The sequence below is a fragment of the Mycobacterium sp. NGS15 genome, assembly GCF_059813245.1.
In genome coordinates, this window is record NZ_JCALEF010000008.1 from 59,659 (window position 1) to 78,137 (window position 18,479).

An 18,479-nucleotide genomic window follows, 5' to 3' on the forward strand; every position below is an offset into this window, starting at 1 on the left:
CGACGAATCCCCGCATTGACGCACTATTTCGACGCCTTACCCTTCTGGTCATGTCGGGCTTTCCTACGCTCACCTCCCAGGCCTCCGCACTGGTAGAGGGTTCGGCCAGCTCTGTTTCCCTGACCCTCGCGGCGCTCAACGCGATCAAATCCAGCCAGTCGACCCTCAACGCGTTCCGGGTGGTGTGCACCAAGAGCGCCCTCGCCGACGCCGCCGAGGCCGACAAGCGATTGGCCGCCGGCGAGCGGCTGCCGCTGCTCGGGGTCCCTATCGCCATCAAAGACGACACGGACTTGGCGGGCACCCCGACCGCATTCGGCACCGCCGGGGCCGTCGGCTCGGAGTCCGAGGACGCCGAGCTGGTGCGGCGGCTTCGGTCGGCGGGCGCGGTGATCGTCGGCAAGACCAACACCTGCGAGCTGGGCCAGTGGGGCTTCACCAGTGGGCCCGGCTTCGGACATACCCGCAACCCGTGGAGTCGCCGTCACACCCCCGGCGGATCGTCGGGCGGCAGCGCCGCGGCGGTAGCGGCCGGCCTCGTCGCGGGGGCGATCGGTTCGGATGGGGCGGGGAGCATCCGCATTCCGGCCGCGTGGACACATCTGATCGGCATCAAGCCCCAGCGTGGCCGGATCTCCACCTGGCCACAGGCCGAGGCGTTCAACGGGATAACGGTGCACGGGCCCCTGGCCCGCACGGTTGCCGACGCCGCACTGTTATTGGACGCCGCTTCGGGGAGCGCTTCCGGGGACTTGCACAAGCCACCCCACGTCCGGGTGCTCGATGCCGTCCACGAAGACCCGGGGCAGCTTCGTATCGCACTGTCGCTCAAGGTTCCGTTCTCGGGGTTTTCCGCACGCCTTCATCCGACGATCGAAGCCGCCACCCGATATGTGGGCCACCAGCTGCGTTCCCTCGGGCACATGGTGTCCGAGGGCGATCCGGATTACGGCATCGGACTGGCTCTGAACTTCCTGCCGCGGGCAACCGCCGGGCTGCTGCCGTGGCGCGACCGGCTCGATGCCGGGGCACATTGGGATCACCGCACCGTGACCAATATGCGCACGGGCGATCGACTGGCAGGCTGGGCGCTGCGGCGGGCGCGGGCCGCGGAGCCGCGGTTGCAGGCACGCGTCGGCAAGATCTTCGGCAGTTTCAATGTCGTGCTGGCGCCGACAACCGCCCAACCGCCAACGGGTATCTATGATTTCGACGATATCGGCAGTATCGCAACGGATCGCGGACAGATCGGTGCCTGTCCCATGACCTGGCCGTGGAATGTGCTCGGGTGGCCGTCGGTCAATGTGCCCGCCGGGTTCACCGAGGACGGTTTGCCGGTCGGTGTGCAGTTGATGGGTCCGGCAAACAGCGAGCCGCTGCTGATTTCCCTTGCGGCGCAGCTGGAGTCGATCAACGACTGGGCATCGGAAACCCCCGACCCCTGGTGGTGAGGTGCGCCCCCGCGCACCCCATACGCCGAGACCGAGGTTGTGGCGGTTTCGTCTCGCACAAATTCGCCACAACCTCGGTCTCGGCGGCTAAGCTGCTCGCTGCGCGGCGCTCAGGGCGGCTCGAACCCGGTGGATAACCGCCAACGGTTGGTTGATGAGCTGGTCACGACTTACTCGCACCAGCCTCCAGCCCATCGAAGCGATCATCTCTTGCCGTTCGATATCGCGGCGATGCTGAGCGGAGTCGCCCCAATGCTGCGCCCCGTCGAACTCGGCGGCCACCCGTTGCTCCCGCCAACCCATGTCGAGGCGAATGGTCCGCCCATCACGACCGCGGAGTTCGATCTGAGTTTCAGGACGCGGTAGTCCCGCACCGACAAGGCACATCCGCAGTCGTGTCTCCTGAACAGACTCAGCGCCGGGGTCCGCGAGCGACAACACATTCGTCAATCGCCGAATGCCCCGCGCACCCCGATACCGCGAAACAAGATCGTCTACTTCGCTCTTCGCGCAGTCCCGAAGTAGCACGTCAACCAATTCGACCGCACGGGACGTATAGACCCGACGACCGATGTCGAACACCGTCCTGGTCTGCGTCGTGACCTTAACCCCGCCAATCACGGTCAACTCATCAGGACACAGCGAGTCCGCATGCAAGACGATCCCCTTGGGTGCGCTACGCCATTCGCGGATCAATTCGGCCGGACGGTCAGCAGATATCCACGGATTACCGTGCAAGGCCGCAGCCGAGATGCCGCACACCACGCCACTGCCGCCCGACCACAGGAAGGCCGCTTCGGCCCGTACACGTGCGGTGAGCTCCACTCCGACGGGTAGATAGACATTGCGATAAATGCGCCGATAGCCGGTTCGCAACTCGTGGCGGGTGAGCGCTCCCGAAGTAATCGCCGCACTCCCGATGACCAGGTTCCCCATGTCGCGACCATGCCATGGACCTCTGACAACTCAGCGAGACCGAGGTTGTGGTGAATTTGTGCGAGACGAAACCGCCACAACCTCGGTCTGGGCGGGGCGGTAGGCGGGCGGGGCGGGGGTGCGGTTTGGGCGGGGCGGCGGGGCGGTAGGCGGGCCTAGAACCCCAGCTTGCCGAGCTGTTTGGGGTCGCGCTGCCAGTTCTTGGCCACCTTGACCCGCAGATCCAGGAAAACCTTAGTGCCGAGCAGCTTTTCGATCTGTTTGCGCGCGTTGGTCCCGACTTCCCGCAGCCGCGTTCCACCCTTGCCGATGACGATGCCCTTCTGGCTGTCCCTCTCGACGTAGAGGATCGCGTGCACGTCGATCAGCTCCGAGCCCTCGGGCCGCCCCTCGCGTTCGTTCACCTCGTCGATCACCACCGCCAACGAGTGCGGTAGCTCATCACGTACACCTTCGAGCGCGGCCTCACGGATCAGCTCGGCCATGAGCACCTCTTCGGGCTCATCGGTCAACTCACCGTCGGGGTAGAACGCTGGCCCCGGCTGCAGCTTGGATGCCAAAACCTCTGTCAGCACCTCGACTTGGGCTCCAGAGACCGCCGATGCCGGCACGATATCCGCATCGTGCCCAACGAGTTCGGACACCGCCAACAGCTGCTCGGCCACCCGCTCCTTACTCACCTTGTCGATCTTGGTGACGATCGCAAGCAGCGTGGTGCGCGGCGCGACGAGCTTGATCTGCTCGTAGATCCACTTGTCCCCCGGCCCAATGCCCTCATCGGCCGGAATACACAGACCGATCACGTCGACCTCGGAATACGTATCGCGCACAAGATCGTTGAGTCGTTGTCCAAGCAGTGTGCGCGGCCGATGCAGCCCCGGAGTGTCGACGAGAACGATCTGGTAATTCTCGCGGTGCACGATCCCGCGAATCGTGTGCCGCGTGGTCTGTGGCCGGCTTGAGGTGATGGCGACCTTCTGCCCGACCAGCGCATTGGTAAGCGTCGACTTTCCGGTGTTGGGCCGCCCGACGAAACATACGAAGCCAGAACGGAACTCCTCATCGGATCCGCTCACAACTGCCCCGCAGGCACACCGGTGCGATCGGTCACGATGACCGTCGCCGACGGTGACAGCTCTCGCACCGCCGCGACACCCGGATCCTCGTAGGAACCACCGACCAGCACCGCCGCCTCGATGGCCGAAGCTCCGCTGGACACCGCCGCCGCCACCGCCGCCTGCAGCGCGGTCAACGTCAGCCCCGAAAGCGACACCGGCGCACCGGCATAGGTGCGGCCGTCGCCGTCACGCACCGCCGCTCCCGACTTCGCCTCGGCGCGCCCCATCGCTCCACGGGCCAGCACGACGAGCTTGTTATCTTCATCGTTCAGACTGGCGTCTGATTCAGTCATTTCTTTCCTCTGCTTTCTCGTCATCTGCCACCGTGCCGCTGTCGAGGTCGGGTTGCACCAGGATCGTGCCGATGCGCACCCGGCCCCGCGTGTCCGGGCCGCCTTCAGCCTGTAGCAAAAGTCCGTGCGTGGCGACCTTGGCCCCCGGCAGCGGAACGCGACCCAGCCCTAACGCCAATAGTCCGCCCACGGTCTCGACATCGAGGTCCTCGTGGAATTCGATGCCGTAGAGCTCTCCCAAGTCCTCGATCGGCAACCTGGCGGAGACACGAAATATCTTGTCTTCCAAGTTCTCTACCGGAGCAACCTCGTCATGGTCGTACTCGTCGGCAATCTCGCCGACGATCTCCTCCAGCACGTCCTCGATGGTCACCAACCCGGCGATCGCCCCGTACTCGTCGACCAGCAGCGCCATGTGCTTGCGGTGCTGCTGCATCTCACGCAGCAGCGCATCCAGCGGCTTGGAGTCCGGAACGAACACCGCCGGCCTCATCACCTGCGCCACCGTGACGTCGCGGCCACCATTCACCGAGTAGTACGTCTGCTGCACAAGGTCTTTGAGGAAAACCACCCCGACCACATCGTCGACGTTCTCGCCGACCACCGGGATACGGGAGTGCCCGCTGCGCACGGCCAGCGAGGTCGCCTGACCGGCTGTTTTGTCAGATTCGATCCACACCATCTCGGTACGCGGCACCATCACCTCGCGGGCCGGTGTGTCGCCCAGCTCGAACACCGACTGGATCATTCGACGTTCGTCATCGGCCACCACACCACGCTGCTGCGCCATGTCGACCACCTCGCGCAGCTCGATCTCGGAGGCGAACGGGCCGTTGCGGAAACCGCGTCCGGGCGTCACCGCGTTACCGAGCAGGATGAGCAGCCGCGAAATGGGGCCCAGTAACACCGAAATCATCTGCAGCGGAACGGCGGCACCCAACGCTATCGAGTACGCATGTTGGCGTCCCAACGTACGCGGGCCCACCCCGATCGCCACGAAGCTCGTCACCACCATGACGATCGCCGAGATCGTCAGCGCCGCACCCAGGCTCATCCGCGCGGTCAGGTATCCGGCCAGACACACCGTCGACAAGATTTCGCAGGTGGTGCGCAGCAGGACAACCAGGTTCACATAGCGCGGACGCTCCCTGATCACCACGGAAAGCCTTACCGCGCCCGGCCTTTCCTCCCGAACCAGCTCGTCGACACGCGCCGAGGACACGGTGTTGATGGCCGCGTCGATCGCCGCGAACGCACCGCCCAGACCGACAAGGACGATCGCCGCCAGCAGCAGCCCTATGCCAGACATCACTCGTCGAAGTTGCGCGACTTGTCGAGCAGACGGCTATCCCGGTACAGCTGGGCCTGCTGCTCGTACCAATCCTTCAGCAGTTGGTTCTGCAGCGCGAACATCTCGCGCTCTTCCTCGGGTTCGGCGTGGTCGTAGCCCAGCAGATGCAGCACGCCGTGCACGGTCAGCAGCGCCAGCTCGTGAGCCAACGAATGCCCCGCCGCCTCAGCCTGTTCGGCCGCGAACTGCGGGCACAACACGATGTCGCCGAGCATCGAGGGCCCCGGTTCGGGCGCATCCGGGCGCCCACCGGGCTCCAGTTCGTCCATCGGGAAGGACATGACATCGGTGGGACCGGGCAGATCCATCCACCTCATGTGCAGGTCCGCCATGGCCGCAAGATCGACAAGCATCATCGAAAGCTCTGCCGCCGGATGGACATCCATTGCCGCTATGGCGAATCGTGCGACGCTGACCAACTCGCCCTCGGCGACGTCGATGCCCGACTCGTTGACGACCTCGATGCTCATCGGTGCCGGCTCCGGTTCCCCGATGCGCGCCGCTGCGCGCGGTTACCTGTCAGATCGGAGTCCTCAAAACGTGCATAGGCATCCACGATCTCCGATACCAGCCGGTGGCGGACCACATCGGCACTGGTCAACTCCGAGAAGTGAATTCCCTCGATATTGTCGAGAATGTCGACCGCGGCACGCAATCCGGAACGGGCACCACCCGGCAGATCGACCTGTGTCACGTCACCGGTGACCACAATCTTGGACCCGAAGCCCAGCCGGGTGAGGAACATCTTCATCTGCTCGGCGGTGGTGTTCTGTGCCTCGTCGAGAATGATGAACGCGTCGTTGAGAGTGCGGCCCCGCATATATGCCAGTGGCGCAACCTCGATGACCCCGGCCGACATGAGCTTCGGGATGAGTTCGGGATCCATCATGTCGTGCAGCGCGTCGTACAGCGGCCGCAGGTATGGGTCGATCTTCTCGCTCAGCGTGCCGGGCAGGAAGCCGAGCCGCTCCCCCGCTTCGACCGCTGGGCGGGTCAGGATTATCCTGGTGACCTGCTTGCTCTGTAACGCGTTGACCGCCTTGGCCATCGCCAAATATGTCTTGCCGGTACCGGCCGGTCCGATACCGAAGACCACCGTGTTGGCGTCGATCGCATCCACGTAGCGCTTCTGGTTCAGCGTCTTCGGGCGGATGGTCTTGCCACGCCGCGACAGAATGTCCAGGCTCAGCACCTCGGCGGGCGACTCGTCGTCGTCGCCGGCGAGCATTGCCGCGGTATGCCGCACCGTCGAGGGCGTCAGCTGCTGGCCCCGGCGGGCGATCACGATCAGCTCGGAGACCACCCGCTCGGCCAACGCCACGTCAGCGGGCTCGCCGGTGAAGGTGATGGTATTTCCGCGGGCGTGGACGTCGGCAGTCAACATGTCCTCGAGCTCCCGCAGGTTTTCATCAGCAGAACCCAGCAGGCCCATGATGAGATCGTTCGGAATCTCGACGCTGCTGCGCACGTCCGAAGACGATGACGACGATACGGACGGCACAGCGGCACCTTGTTCTCGGCTCGTCACGTGGTTGAAGTCGCCTGCTTTCTTGGGTTGTGAAGTTGCGTCGAGTTTACCGCTGGCAACCGTCAGCCTCCACGCGATTAGCGTTGTCGTCGCTTCGCGCGGGCGCTCATCGGTGCGCCAGCGGGCCGTCGGCCCATCGGTCGGTGAGCACCCCGAGGGCACCTAACGCGACAGCGGCGGCGCTGGACGTGCGCAACACCGTCGGCCCCAAACGCACCGGAACCGCACCCGCGTCCGTCAAAACGCCCAGCTCCTCGTCCGCGACACCGCCCTCGGGCCCCACGATCAGCACTACCGACGGCACCGAGGACAACCGCTCGCCCAGGGCGCTGAGCCCGGAGTCCGCCGATTCATGCAGCACCAGCACGATGGCCCCGCCGGCGACCCGCTCACGGGCCAACTCGGCCAGCTGCGCCGTCGAGCGCAGCTCCGACACCGTCGGTACGAAAGCCCGCCGGGACTGGCGTGACGCCGCCCGGGCCACCGCCTCCCAGCGCCGCTGACCCTTCTCCGCCTTGTTCGGGTCGTTCGGTGTGTCCCAGCGCGACACACATCGCCGCGCCTGCCACGGGACGATCTCGTCGGCGCCCGCCTCCACCGCCAGGTCGACGGCAAGTTCGGAGCGATCGGATTTGGGAAGTGCCTGCACCACAGTCACTCTGGGCGCGGCAGCAGCAACGCTCCAGCGCCCGGTGATCTCGATCGACAGGCCAGCGCGGTCGACAGAGGCGACGACGCCGTCGCCAACCTCGCCCGCACCGTCGCACACCATGACGGGCTCACCGACGCGCATGCGCAGCACCCGCGTGGCGTGATGCCCCTCGTCCCCGAGCAGGCTCACCGGCTCCCCCAGGGCGGGGATTTGGTCAACGTAGAAGATCGTGGCGGCCGCCATCTGGATCTAGCGGCCCGTGAACGCCTCGCGCAGCCGCGAGAACACCCCGCCGGACGCAGACTCGGCCCACACCACCTCGGCGGTTTCCTTGTTCCGGGTCTTGAAGTCTTTCAGCAGCTCGCGTTCCTTGGCATCTATTCGGGTGGGCACCACCACGTCCAGATGCGCATGCAGGTTTCCACGGACGCCGGTGCGCAGATGCGGCATGCCCTTCCCGCGCAGCGTCACCACCGAACCCGGCTGCGATCCCGGCTCGACCTTGACCACGGTCGGCCCATCGATGATGGCGTCGACGGACACGCTGGTACCCAGCGCCGCCTCCACCATCGGGACCCGAACCGTGAAGTGCAGGTCATCCCCGTCACGAATGAACACGTCGTGCGGTTTCTCGTGCACCTCGACGTACAGGTCACCTGCCGGTCCGCCTCCGGGGCCGACCTCACCCTGAGCTGCCAGGCGCACCCTCATCCCGTCGCCGACACCGGCCGGGATCTTGACCGTGATCTCACGACGCGCGCGCACCCGGCCGTCGCCACCGCACTTGTGGCATGGATCGGTGATGACCTCCCCGGCCCCCTGACACGTCGGGCACGGCCGTGACGTCAGCACCTGGCCAAGCAGGGAACGCTGCACGGTCTGTACCTCGCCGCGGCCGCCACAGGTCTCACAGGCGCTCGGCGCCGAATTTCCGTGGGTACCCTTGCCCGCACATCCGTCGCACAGGATCGCGGTGTCCACAGTCACCTGCTTGCTGACACCGGTCGCACATTCCAGCAGTTCAAGCCGCATCCGCAGCAGCGAGTCGGATCCGGGCTGAACCCGGCCGCGCGGACCGCGCGATCCACCGGCCGAGCCGCCGAAGAACGCCTCGAACACATCGCCAAGGCCGCCGAAACCGGAACCGAAGCCACCGCCGAAACCGTTGCCGCCGCCACCGTTCTCCAGCGGGTCGCCACCGAGGTCGACGATGCGCCGCTTGTCCGGATCGGTCAGCACCTCGTAGGCGATGCTGACCTCTTTGAACTGCGTCTGGGCCTGTTCATCGGGATTGATGTCGGGGTGCAGCTCACGGGCGAGCTTGCGGTACGCCCGCTTGAGCTCGCTGTCGCTAGCACCCTTGCTGACCCCGAGGATGCCGTAGTAATCACGCGCCACTGTGTTGATCTCGCTCCGTTGGTATCTGTCTAGTTCACATATCGCTAGCGATTAGCTAGCACTTCGCCGATATACATGGCAACCGCCGCGACGTTCGCGATGGTTCCCGGGTAGTCCATCCGTGTGGGTCCTAGCACACCCATACCGCCGAATACCGCTCCGCCCGCACCATACGGGGTGGAGACGACGGAGGTGCCGATCATCTGCTCAGCCGCGGTTTCGTGACCGATGTGCACGGTGACCCGGCCGGCCTCCTGCTGGGCGGCGAGCAAGCGTAAAACCACCACCTGCTCCTCCAGCGCTTCCAGCACGGTGCGCAGCTGACCGCCAAAGTCGCCGACGTTGCGGGTCAGGTTGGCGGTACCACCGAGCAGCAGGCGTTCCTCGTGATGTTCGACGAGCGTTTCCACCAGGACCGTCGCCGCCCGCGTGAGTGCATTGCGCAGGTCGTCGTCGGACTGTTCGGCGAGCTCGGCGACAGCCACCGAGGCCGCCGACAGCTTCTTGCCGTCCAGGGCCGCGCCCAGCAGCGTACGGAGCCTGCTCAGCTGGTCATCGCTGATGACGTCGCCCAGCTCGACAATCCGCTGATCGACCCGCCCGGTGTCGGTGATGACCACCAGCAGCAGCCGGGCCGGGGTCAGCAGCACCACCTCAAGGTGACGCACGCTGGACGAGGACAGCGTCGGGTACTGCACGACGGCAACTTGACGAGTCATCTGCGCCAGCAGGCGCACCGCACGGCGCAGCACGTCATCGAGGTCGACACCGCCTTCCAAGAAATTCAGGATGGCCTTGCGCTCGGCACCCGAGAGCGGTTTGACGTCCTCGAGCCGGTTGACGAACTCGCGGTAGCCCTTTTCCGTCGGGATACGTCCTGAGCTGGTGTGCGGCTGGGCGATGTACCCCTCGGCCTCCAGCACCGCCATGTCGTTGCGGACGGTGGCGCTGGAAACCCCGAGGCCGTGCCTGTCGACCAGCGCCTTAGAGCCGATCGGCTCCTTGGTCGTGACGTAGTCGGCGACGATGGCGCGCAACACCTCGAAGCGCCGGTCATCGGCACTGGCCATGGTCACCTCCCTCACGCGTGATGTGCCCTATTTTACGGGGCCACGCTGGGCTAACCCGCCACCGAGGCCGTCCAGGCTAACCTCAACTGTTATGCAGGGATCATTACGGAGTGATTTGCAGTGATCTTCAAGGGTGTTCGCGAGGGGAAGCCGTACCCAGAGCATGGGCTGTCGACGAGGGATTGGTCGCGCATCCCGCCCCGGCAGATCCGTCTCGACGAGCTCGTCACCACCACCACGGTGCTCGCGTTGGACCGCTTGCTCAGCGAGGACTCGACGTTCTACGGGGACCTGTTCCCGCACGCCGTGAAGTGGCAGGGCGTCACCTATCTGGAGGATGGACTGCACCGAGCCGTCCGGGCCGCGTTGCGCAACCGGGTTGTACTCCACGCCAGAGTTTTCGATATGGATCAGCTACGCGGGCTTTAGGCGGCGTTAATCCAGGATCGTGCGCACCACGCCGTCCGCCAGCAGGCGCCCCCCATCGGTGAGCACCAGCCGATCACCCACCAGCTGTCCCAGCCCCCCGGACACCACGGCGGGCACCCGGCCACGTTCCTCAACGGTCAAGTCCGCCAAGGCGATTCCCGTGTTCAGCCGCACCGCCAGTAACACGTCCTCGGTGTGCCGTTCGGCGGGGCTGAGGATCTCGTGCCCGCCGACGGGAAGCTGTCCCTGCCCTAACTGCTTGGCGTAGGCGTTGGGGTGCTTGACGTTCCACCACCGCACCCCGTTGACATGTCCGTGCGCACCCGGCCCGGCACCCCACCAGTCACCGCCGGCCCAGTACCCAAGGTTGTGGCGGCACTCCCCGCCCGGGCGTGCCCAGTTGGACACCTCGTACCAGTCCAGCCCCGCCGCCGACAGCGCCGTGTCCAGCAGCTGATACCGGTCGGCCAGGGCGTCCTCATCGGGATTCGGCAGCTCGCCGCGCCGGACGCGCCGGGCCAGGGCGGTGCCCTCCTCGACCACCAGCGCATACGCCGAGACATGGTCTACCCCGGCATCGAGCACGGCATCGACGGACCGGCGCAGATCATCATCGGTCTCACCGGGTGTGCCGTAGATGAGGTCCAAATTCACATGCCCGAGACCGGCCGCACGCGCCTCCCGCGCCGCCGCCACCGCCCGCCCGGGGGCGTGCACACGATCCAGCGTGGCCAGCACATGCGGAGCCGCGGACTGCATACCCAGCGAGACGCGGGTGTACCCGGCGGCGCAAATCGTCTCGAAGAACGCCGGCGAGGTGGACTCGGGATTGGCCTCGGTGGTCACCTCGGCGCCCGGCGCCAACATGAAATGGGCACTGATCGCGTCGAGCACCTCCGCGAGCCCGGAGCCGCCCAGCAGGGAGGGTGTGCCACCACCGACGAACACGGTCTGCACCAGCGGTTTCCCGTGCAGGGTCCGCGCGGCCAGGTCCAGCTCGGCGCGCAGTGCCTCGAGCCAGCCCGCGGGTGAGGTGCCATCACCAAGTTCGTCGGCGGTGTAAGTGTTGAAATCGCAGTATCCACAGCGTGTGGCGCAGAACGGAACATGCACGTAGATCCCGAACGGGCGCCCCGCTGCTGGCACCAGGGGCGGCAGGGTGGCAATCGTTTCGGGTCTCACCGCTCAAGTGTGTGCCAGGGGCGACGGCAGAAAAAATCTGTCCGGTCAATAGCGGGAATCCCCCACACCGAATAGAGGTTTTGCTCACAATGAGCGTAATTACGACCCGGTCGTACGGGGTGCCCGTTTCGCATGGCACAATTGGCCGGGTGAGCACACATCAGGTCCCCCTTGTCGCGCGGCGACACATCGACCTGAAGCGTGTCTGTAGCGCGTGTTGTCTCCCCTAGTGACGTAGTCCTACCCGTCTGCCACCCAAACGGTCGTGAGGATCTGCGCCTCCGGTCAGCCCCCGGTGTGTCGCCCACGACTGTGCCTGCCTTTCTGAGGAGCACCATGACCACCAGCGAGACCCGGCCCGCTCGCCCCAAGCAACAGCGCAGCGAGGGCCAGTGGGCACTCGGCTACCACGAGCCTCTCAACTCCAACGAGCAGGTGAAAAAAGACGACCACCCGCTGAACGTGCGGGAGCGCATCGAAACCATTTACGCCCATAAGGGCTTCGAGAGCATCGACAAGACCGACCTGCGTGGCCGCTTCCGTTGGTGGGGTCTGTACACCCAGCGCAAGCCCGGCTACGACGGCACGTGGACCGGTGATGACAACACCGACATGCTCGAGGACGAGCACTTCATGCTCCGGGTCCGCTGCGACGGCGGGGCATTCTCCGTCGACGCGCTGCGCACCCTCGGTGATCTGTCCACCAAATACGCCCGCGATACCGCCGATATCTCCGACCGGGAGAACGTGCAGTACCACTGGATCCGCGTCGAGGACATGCCCGAGATCTGGCGCCGTCTCGACGAGGTGGGCCTGTACACCACGCAGGCCTGTGGCGACTGCCCCCGCGTGATCCTCGGCTCTCCTCTGGCGGGCGAGTCACTCGATGAGGTGCTCGACCCGACACCGGCGGTCGACGAAATCGTGCGCCGGTACATCGGGAAGAAGGAGTACTCCAACCTCCCCCGCAAGTTCAAGACGGCCATCTCCGGTCTGCAGGATGTGGTGCACGAGATCAACGACGTCGCCTTCATCGGCGTGGTCCATCCCGAACACGGTCCAGGTCTGGACGTGTGGGTGGGCGGCGGCCTGTCCACCAACCCGATGCTGGCGCAGCGCCTCGGGGTGTGGGTGCCGCTCGACGAGGTTCCCGATGTCTGGGAGGGTGTCGTCGGCATCTTCCGCGACTACGGCTACCGCCGACTGCGCGGCAAGGCGCGGCTGAAGTTCCTTGTCAAGGACTGGGGCATCGAAAAATTCAGAGAAGTTCTCGAAACCGAGTACCTGAAGCGGCCCTTGCTCGACGGCCCCGCGCTGGTACCGCCCGCGCATCCCATCGACCATGTCGGTGTGCAACGACTCAAGAACGGGCTCAACGCCGTTGGCGTCTCACCCATCGCAGGCCGGGTATCGGGAACCATCCTTTCCGCGGTCGCGGACCTCGCCGAGAAGGCGGGCTCGAACCGGGTGAGCTTCACGCCGTACCAGAAGCTGATAATCCTCGACGTCCCCGACGACAAGCTCGGCGAGCTGACCGAAGGGCTGGACGCGCTCGGGCTGCCCTCGCGTCCGTCGCATTGGCGCAAGAACCTGATGGCCTGCACGGGAATCGAGTTCTGCAAGCTGTCCTTCACCGAAACCCGCAAGCGTGCACAGGATCTGGTGCCAGAGCTGGAAAAGCGGCTGGATGACCTGAATGCTCAGCTGGACACGCCGGTCACCATCAACATCAATGGCTGCCCGAACTCGTGCGCACGTTCCCAAGTTGCCGATATCGGCTTCAAGGGCCAGATGGTTGACGACGGCGACGGTGCCAGCGTCGAGGGCTTCCAGGTGCACCTGGGCGGAAGCCTGGGCCTGGACAGCGGATTCGGGCGCAAGCTGCGCCAGCACAAGGTCACCAGCACCGAGCTCGGCGATTACGTCGACCGGGTGGTGCGCAACTTCGTCAAGCAGCGCACCGACGGAGAGCGCTTCGCGCAGTGGGCGGTTCGGGCTGAGGAGGCGGATCTGCGATGAGCGTTCTGGAGGGCCAGAAGAACGCCGACCAGCTGCGTGAATTGGCTGAGCGCGGCGCCGCCGAACTGCAGGACGCCTCTGCCGAGGAGCTGCTGCGGTGGACGGAAGAGCACTTCGGCAATGACCCCAAGGGGTACGTCGTCGCCTCCAATATGCAGGACGCGGTGCTGATTCACCTTGCCGTGCAGGTACATCCGGGCATCGACGTACTGTTTCTCGACACCGGCTACCACTTCGCGGAGACCATCGGGACCCGCGACGCCGCCGAGATGGTTTACGGCGTGCACGTGGTGAACGTGACGGCGGAGCAGACCGTCGCCGAGCAGGACGAGATGCTCGGCAAGGACCTGTTCGCCCGTGATGCCGCCGAGTGCTGCCGGCTGCGAAAGGTGGTGCCGCTAGGCAAGTCACTGGCCGGGTACTCGGCATGGGTCACCGGCATCCGCCGGGTCGACGCCCCTACTCGAGCCAATGCACCACTCATCACCTTCGACGAGGCCTTCGGACTGGTGAAGATCAATCCCATTGCCGCCTGGTCGGACGAGAAAATGCAGGAGTACATCGACGAGCACGGAGTGCTGGTCAATCCGCTTGTGGACGAGGGATATCCGTCGATCGGCTGCGCTCCCTGCACCTCTAAGCCAGTTCTCGGTGGCGATGCCCGCAGCGGGCGCTGGCAGGGCCTGGCCAAGACAGAATGCGGGTTGCACGCCTCATGACGACACACATTGGACCGGAAATCAGAACGGACACCGCGTTGAGCCAGACTGAGGCACTGACAGATCTCGAGTCCGAGTCAATTCACATCATCCGCGAGGTGGCCGGCGAGTTCGAGCGCCCGGTGCTGCTGTTCTCCGGTGGCAAGGATTCGACGGTGCTGCTGCACACCGCGCTCAAGGCCTTCTGGCCCGCACCGCTTCCTTTCGCACTGCTGCATGTCGACACCGGCCACAACCTGCCCGAAGTGCTGGCCTTCCGCGACGAGATCGTCGCACGCCACAACTTGCGCCTGGTGGTCGCGAATGTAGAGGACTACCTGGCCGACGGCCGCCTGACCGAGCGGCCCGATGGAATTCGCAATCCGTTGCAGACCATCCCACTGCTCGAGGCCATCACCGACAACAAGTTCGACGCGGTGCTGGGAGGTGGACGGCGCGACGAGGAGCGCTCGCGCGCCAAAGAGCGCATCTTCAGCCTGCGCAATGCGTTCGGGCAGTGGGATCCCAAGAAGCAGCGCCCCGAACTCTGGAGCCTCTACAACGGCAGGCACGCGCCCGGCGAGCACGTGCGGGTGTTCCCGATCAGCAACTGGACCGAGTTGGACGTGTGGCGTTATATCGCTCGCGAAAACGTGCAGCTGGCCGATCTCTACTACGCGCATGAGCGCGAAGTGTTCAACCGTGACGGCATGCTGTTGACGCCGGGCCCCTGGGGTGGGCCGCGCGACGGTGAAGAGCTACAAACACTTTCGGTGCGATACCGCACCGTGGGAGACGGCTCGACCACGGGCGCCGTGCTCTCGGATGCCACCGACGTCCATGCAGTGCTCGCCGAGGTGGCCGCATCGCGGATCACCGAGCGGGGCGCGACGCGCGGCGACGACCGAGTGTCCGAGGCCGCGATGGAAGACCGCAAGCGAGAGGGCTATTTCTGATGAGGGCTTGCACGAAGAATCAAGGGCAGGGCTGATCATGAGCGATCTTCTGCGTATTGCCACCGCCGGCAGCGTCGACGACGGTAAGTCCACCCTGGTGGGCCGGCTGCTGTACGACACCAAGTCGGTGCTCATTGACCAATTCGATGCCGTGACAAAGGCTTCCGAATCACGCGGGCTCGATGCTCCCGATCTTTCACTGCTTGTCGACGGACTGCGCGCCGAGCGCGAGCAGGGCATCACCATTGACGTGGCGTATCGGTACTTCGCGACCCCGAAGCGTTCGTTCATCCTCGCCGACACGCCCGGGCACGTGCAGTACACCCGAAACACCGTGTCGGGAGCCTCGACGGCACAACTGGTGATCCTTCTCGTCGACGCACGCAAGGGCGTCATCGAGCAGACCCGTCGACACGCGGCAGTACTGGCGCTACTGGGTGTGCCACGGCTGGTGTTGGCGGTCAACAAGATCGACCTGGTGGCCGATAGCGCCCGAATTTTCGAGGCGATCAGCGCCGAGTTCAACGAACTGACCAGCTCGCTGGGCTGGAAGCCGGAGAACATCGTGGAGATCCCGGTATCGGCACTGCACGGCGACAACATCGCCACCCGCAGCGAGCGGACCGGTTTCTACAGCGGGCCGACCCTCATCGAGCATCTGGAATCGATTCCAGCGCATGAGGAATCAAGCAATGTGGGTCTGCGTTTCCCGGTCCAGTATGTAATCCGACCCCGTACCGCCGAGTACCCCGACTACCGCGGCTACGCCGGACAGGTTGCCGCCGGCGTCGTGCGGGTGGGCGACGAGGTGATCGTCTCCCCCGCCGGGCAGCGCACCACCGTGTCTGGCATCGACACCGCCGATGGGCCACTCGAGGTTGCCGAGGCGGGCCGCAGCGTGACGCTGATCCTGGCCGACGATGTGGATGCGTCGCGTGGCGATCTGATCGCATCACCCGATGTGCCAGATCCGGTTTCGGAGATTGACGGCACGGTCTGCTGGCTCGCCGACAAGCCGTTGAAGACCGGGGCACGCCTGCTGCTCAAGCACGGCACCCGCACAGTTCCCGCGATCGTCAGCGAGCTGGTGGAGCGCTTCGATGAGCAGAACCTGTCGGCCGATCCCGCGCCGGAATCGCTGGAACTCAATGACATCGGGCAGATCAGCGTTCGCCTGGCCGAGCCGATCAGTGTCGATGAATACGCCGACGACCGGACGGCGGGAAGCTTCCTGCTGATTGATCCCTCGAGCGGTAACACGTTGGCGGCAGGGCTGGTCGGCGATGCCCTGAGCGCCGTCGAACTGAATCGTGCGTAGTCCGGCGCTTCTTACGGTCGCACATGGGAGCCGCGACCCACGGTTCGCGGAGAACGCGCGCCGATTGGTCGCGCAGGTGCGGATGCTCCGGCCGGAACTGGACGTCCGGCTGGCGTTCCTTGAGTTGTCCGAGCCGAATCTCGTTGATGTGCTGGGCGATTTGAGCGGTGATGCGGTCGTGGTGCCGCTGTTGTTATCGGACGCTTACCACGCACGGATCGATCTGCCGACCGTGCTGTCCGGGGCGCCCCCGGGATTGCGGGTGACGCAAGCCCCGGTGCTCGGTGCCGATGATCGCCTGCTGCGGCTGGCCCGGCGTCGCGTGACTGAACTCGGTATCGCCCGTCCCGGCGTGATTCTCACCGCGGTCGGTTCCTCGGACTCCACAGCCAATGCTCGCACCCGGGCGCTTGCCGCGCAGTGGGCCATCTCGACGACGGTGTTCGCCACCGGGGAATCGACCACCCTTGCCGAGGCGGCAGGTTCGCTGCGTTCACGCGGAGCCACGGACATCGTTGTCGCACCGTGGTTCTTGTCCCCCGGGCTGCTGCTGGATCAGATGCGCGCCGAGGCCGGACGTGCGGGCATCCAGGTGGCAGCGCCTTTAGGTGCGGACCGGCTGGTCGCCGAGGTGGTTGTCGAGCGCTACGACGCGGCGGTCCCGGCGCCGGTCCCGGTACCGCACTAGTAAACCCTCCGCACGTGCGACTCTTTCCCGCTCAACACATTGTTATATGCGCATGTCTGCGATAGTGTTGAACGCGTGACCAGCACCGAGCACAAGACCCACGATCATCCCGACCACGTCCACGGCCCTGACTGCGGCCACGAGGCGGTCACTCACGAGGACCACGTGGACTACATCCACGACGGGCACCGCCACGCCCCACACGGCGATCACTACGACGAGCACTAGAGTCCGATAACAAAATGGCCCCCGGAGAACCGGGGGCCATTTCTCTATCCGCACTGTTTCAGAAACATTCTTGGTCTTGCCTGGCTATGAGCGACAACAGCGCCTTCTCTCGCTGCAGCATGCGGTGCTCGGTCCCTAGGACGCGACCTCGGCCAGGTCGCCCAAGTCGGGAACCCGGGTGACCCGCACATACACCTGGTCGCCCTCGTGCAGCCCGAGCGCCTCGGCGTCGCCACGGGTGATCTGCGCGGTGAACTGCTCGCCGGTGGCGGCACTGGTCAACTCCACCCGCACCTCGAAACCGAGGTGCACCACCCGACCCACCGTGGCCTTCGTCACCCCAGTGGTCTCGCCGGTGCCCTCCGCGGCGGCCCGGGAGAGGTCGGCATTGCGTCCCACACGAATATCGTGCGGGCGCACCAGGATTCCGTTCAGCTTGGCCACCGGGCCCAAGAAGGACATTACGAAGCTGTTCGCCGGGCGGTCGTACAGGTCGTCGGGAGAACCCACCTGCTCGATGCGTCCCTTGTTGAGCACCGCGATCCGGTCGGCGACGTCGAGAGCCTCGGCCTGGTCGTGGGTCACCAACACCGTGGTGACGTGCACTTCCTCGTGCAGTCGGCGCAGCCAGGCCCGCAGGTCCTCACGCACCTTGGCATCGAGCGCACCGAAGGGCTCGTCGAGCAGCAGCACTTCCGGATCGACGGCAAGCGCCCGGGCCAGCGCCATGCGCTGACGTTGGCCGCCGGAAAGCTGGTTGGGATAGCGTGCATGAAAACCACTCAGCCCCACCACTTCCAGCAGATTGTCGACCTTCTCCTTGATCTCGGCCTTTGGCTTCTTGCGGATCTTGAGACCGAATCCGACGTTTTCGCGCACGGTCAGGTGCTTGAAGGCGGCGTAATGCTGGAACACGAACCCGATGCCGCGCCGCTGTGGCGGAACACCGGTGACGTCACGCCCGTTGATGGTGATCGTGCCGGTATCGGGCTGGTCCAGCCCGGCGATGGCCCGCAACAACGTCGATTTGCCCGAACCGCTGGGCCCCAGCAGCGCGGTCAACGAGCCTGAGGGCACCTCGAAGTCGATATTGTCCAGCGCGGCGAAGTCGCCGTAATGCTTGTTCGCGCCGCGAACGGTAATCGCGTCAGTCATTCTGTGGCT

The 18,479-nt window shown here is 65.4% G+C and carries 20 protein-coding genes; 9 read left to right on the plus strand and 11 right to left on the minus strand.

The features are described from left to right. Window positions 1-50: 50 nt before the first annotated feature. A complete protein-coding gene (locus AC5Y5C_RS23210) occupies window positions 51-1,451 on the plus strand; it encodes an amidase (protein ID WP_499976878.1) in 1,401 nt (466 codons plus the stop codon). A gap of 87 nt (window positions 1,452-1,538) precedes the next feature. Here AC5Y5C_RS23210 and AC5Y5C_RS23215 read toward each other — a convergent pair whose 3' ends face one another. From AC5Y5C_RS23215 to hrcA, 9 genes are all read right to left on the minus strand, one after another. After that, a complete protein-coding gene (locus tag AC5Y5C_RS23215) occupies window positions 1,539-2,387 on the minus strand; it encodes a DUF559 domain-containing protein (protein WP_499976879.1) in 849 nt (282 codons plus the stop codon). A 155-nt stretch (window positions 2,388-2,542) separates the two neighbouring features. Beyond that, the gene (gene era, locus AC5Y5C_RS23220) at window positions 2,543-3,463 is read right to left on the minus strand and encodes a GTPase Era (RefSeq protein WP_499976880.1); all 921 of its coding nucleotides are present in this window, start codon (window positions 3,461-3,463) and stop codon (window positions 2,543-2,545) included. Further along, complete coding sequence (locus AC5Y5C_RS23225) at window positions 3,460-3,798, minus strand: cytidine deaminase-like protein (protein WP_499976882.1); 339 nt, start codon at window positions 3,796-3,798, stop codon at window positions 3,460-3,462. The genes era and AC5Y5C_RS23225 overlap by 4 nt, the downstream gene beginning before the upstream one ends. Further along, a complete protein-coding gene (locus AC5Y5C_RS23230) occupies window positions 3,791-5,107 on the minus strand; it encodes a hemolysin family protein (protein WP_499977035.1) in 1,317 nt (438 codons plus the stop codon). The genes AC5Y5C_RS23225 and AC5Y5C_RS23230 overlap by 8 nt, the downstream gene beginning before the upstream one ends. Beyond that, window positions 5,107-5,619: an rRNA maturation RNase YbeY gene (ybeY, locus tag AC5Y5C_RS23235; RefSeq protein ID WP_078298601.1), complete on the minus strand. Its 513-nt coding sequence runs from the start codon at window positions 5,617-5,619 to the stop codon at window positions 5,107-5,109. The genes AC5Y5C_RS23230 and ybeY overlap by 1 nt, the downstream gene beginning before the upstream one ends. After that, the gene (locus tag AC5Y5C_RS23240; protein WP_499976883.1) at window positions 5,616-6,677 is read right to left on the minus strand and encodes a PhoH family protein; all 1,062 of its coding nucleotides are present in this window, start codon (window positions 6,675-6,677) and stop codon (window positions 5,616-5,618) included. Before AC5Y5C_RS23240 ends, ybeY begins: the two co-directional genes overlap by 4 nt. Window positions 6,678-6,783: 106 nt before the next feature. Then, a complete protein-coding gene (locus AC5Y5C_RS23245) occupies window positions 6,784-7,572 on the minus strand; it encodes a 16S rRNA (uracil(1498)-N(3))-methyltransferase (protein WP_499976885.1) in 789 nt (262 codons plus the stop codon). A gap of 6 nt (window positions 7,573-7,578) precedes the next feature. Further along, window positions 7,579-8,727, minus strand: coding sequence for a molecular chaperone DnaJ (gene dnaJ / locus AC5Y5C_RS23250; protein ID WP_499976887.1), 1,149 nt, complete (start codon window positions 8,725-8,727; stop codon window positions 7,579-7,581). 44 nt (window positions 8,728-8,771) lie between these two features. After that, the gene (hrcA, locus tag AC5Y5C_RS23255) at window positions 8,772-9,797 is read right to left on the minus strand and encodes a heat-inducible transcriptional repressor HrcA (RefSeq protein WP_499976888.1); all 1,026 of its coding nucleotides are present in this window, start codon (window positions 9,795-9,797) and stop codon (window positions 8,772-8,774) included. A gap of 120 nt (window positions 9,798-9,917) precedes the next feature. Here hrcA and AC5Y5C_RS23260 point away from each other — a divergent pair, with 120 nt between their 5' ends. Then, complete coding sequence (locus tag AC5Y5C_RS23260) at window positions 9,918-10,226, plus strand: type II toxin-antitoxin system VapB family antitoxin (RefSeq protein WP_078313850.1); 309 nt, start codon at window positions 9,918-9,920, stop codon at window positions 10,224-10,226. A 6-nt stretch (window positions 10,227-10,232) separates the two neighbouring features. Here AC5Y5C_RS23260 and hemW read toward each other — a convergent pair whose 3' ends face one another. Then, entirely contained in the window at window positions 10,233-11,408 is a 1,176-nt protein-coding gene (gene hemW, locus AC5Y5C_RS23265) for a radical SAM family heme chaperone HemW (protein ID WP_499976890.1), read from the minus strand. 89 nt (window positions 11,409-11,497) lie between these two features. Here hemW and AC5Y5C_RS23270 point away from each other — a divergent pair, with 89 nt between their 5' ends. From AC5Y5C_RS23270 to AC5Y5C_RS23300, 7 genes are all read left to right on the plus strand, one after another. Further along, the gene (locus AC5Y5C_RS23270) at window positions 11,498-11,638 is read left to right on the plus strand and encodes an Ms4527A family Cys-rich leader peptide (RefSeq protein ID WP_499976891.1); all 141 of its coding nucleotides are present in this window, start codon (window positions 11,498-11,500) and stop codon (window positions 11,636-11,638) included. Window positions 11,639-11,744: 106 nt separating this feature from the next. Next, window positions 11,745-13,427, plus strand: a complete 1,683-nt coding sequence (locus AC5Y5C_RS23275; protein ID WP_499976892.1) for a nitrite/sulfite reductase — start codon at window positions 11,745-11,747, stop codon at window positions 13,425-13,427. Further along, window positions 13,424-14,146, plus strand: a complete 723-nt coding sequence (locus tag AC5Y5C_RS23280) for a phosphoadenylyl-sulfate reductase (protein ID WP_499976894.1) — start codon at window positions 13,424-13,426, stop codon at window positions 14,144-14,146. Before AC5Y5C_RS23275 ends, AC5Y5C_RS23280 begins: the two co-directional genes overlap by 4 nt. Further along, window positions 14,143-15,081, plus strand: a complete 939-nt coding sequence (gene cysD / locus AC5Y5C_RS23285; protein ID WP_499976895.1) for a sulfate adenylyltransferase subunit CysD — start codon at window positions 14,143-14,145, stop codon at window positions 15,079-15,081. Before AC5Y5C_RS23280 ends, cysD begins: the two co-directional genes overlap by 4 nt. 37 nt (window positions 15,082-15,118) lie before the next feature. Then, window positions 15,119-16,399, plus strand: coding sequence for a sulfate adenylyltransferase subunit 1 (locus AC5Y5C_RS23290; protein WP_499976896.1), 1,281 nt, complete (start codon window positions 15,119-15,121; stop codon window positions 16,397-16,399). Continuing rightward, on the plus strand, window positions 16,392-17,087 hold the full coding sequence (locus AC5Y5C_RS23295) for a sirohydrochlorin chelatase (RefSeq protein ID WP_499976898.1): 696 nt from the start codon (window positions 16,392-16,394) through the stop codon (window positions 17,085-17,087). Before AC5Y5C_RS23290 ends, AC5Y5C_RS23295 begins: the two co-directional genes overlap by 8 nt. 75 nt (window positions 17,088-17,162) lie before the next feature. After that, entirely contained in the window at window positions 17,163-17,315 is a 153-nt protein-coding gene (locus AC5Y5C_RS23300; RefSeq protein WP_078291081.1) for a zinc transporter permease, read from the plus strand. Between the two features lie 135 nt (window positions 17,316-17,450). Here the strand turns inward: AC5Y5C_RS23300 and AC5Y5C_RS23305 are convergent, their stop codons facing one another. Continuing rightward, window positions 17,451-18,470, minus strand: a complete 1,020-nt coding sequence (locus AC5Y5C_RS23305; protein WP_064408394.1) for a sulfate/molybdate ABC transporter ATP-binding protein — start codon at window positions 18,468-18,470, stop codon at window positions 17,451-17,453. Window positions 18,471-18,479 lie beyond the last annotated feature (9 nt).

Bases quoted from the DNA above. Each gene is read 5' to 3' on its own strand.
- AC5Y5C_RS23270 (WP_499976891.1), top strand. From the start codon at position 11,498: ATGAGCGTAATTACGACCCGGTCGTACGGGGTGCCCGTTTCGCATGGC.
- AC5Y5C_RS23215 (WP_499976879.1), bottom strand. From the start codon at position 2,387: ATGGGGAACCTGGTCATCGGGAGTGCGGCGATTACTTCGGGAGCGCTC.
- AC5Y5C_RS23225 (WP_499976882.1), bottom strand. From the start codon at position 3,798: ATGACTGAATCAGACGCCAGTCTGAACGATGAAGATAACAAGCTCGTC.
- AC5Y5C_RS23230 (WP_499977035.1), bottom strand. From the start codon at position 5,107: ATGTCTGGCATAGGGCTGCTGCTGGCGGCGATCGTCCTTGTCGGTCTG.
- AC5Y5C_RS23290 (WP_499976896.1), top strand. From the start codon at position 15,119: ATGAGCGATCTTCTGCGTATTGCCACCGCCGGCAGCGTCGACGACGGT.
- hrcA (WP_499976888.1), bottom strand. From the start codon at position 9,797: ATGGCCAGTGCCGATGACCGGCGCTTCGAGGTGTTGCGCGCCATCGTC.
- AC5Y5C_RS23210 (WP_499976878.1), top strand. From the start codon at position 51: ATGTCGGGCTTTCCTACGCTCACCTCCCAGGCCTCCGCACTGGTAGAG.
- cysD (WP_499976895.1), top strand. From the start codon at position 14,143: ATGACGACACACATTGGACCGGAAATCAGAACGGACACCGCGTTGAGC.
- AC5Y5C_RS23275 (WP_499976892.1), top strand. From the start codon at position 11,745: ATGACCACCAGCGAGACCCGGCCCGCTCGCCCCAAGCAACAGCGCAGC.
- AC5Y5C_RS23280 (WP_499976894.1), top strand. From the start codon at position 13,424: ATGAGCGTTCTGGAGGGCCAGAAGAACGCCGACCAGCTGCGTGAATTG.
- AC5Y5C_RS23245 (WP_499976885.1), bottom strand. From the start codon at position 7,572: ATGGCGGCCGCCACGATCTTCTACGTTGACCAAATCCCCGCCCTGGGG.
- AC5Y5C_RS23305 (WP_064408394.1), bottom strand. From the start codon at position 18,470: ATGACTGACGCGATTACCGTTCGCGGCGCGAACAAGCATTACGGCGAC.
- ybeY (WP_078298601.1), bottom strand. From the start codon at position 5,619: ATGAGCATCGAGGTCGTCAACGAGTCGGGCATCGACGTCGCCGAGGGC.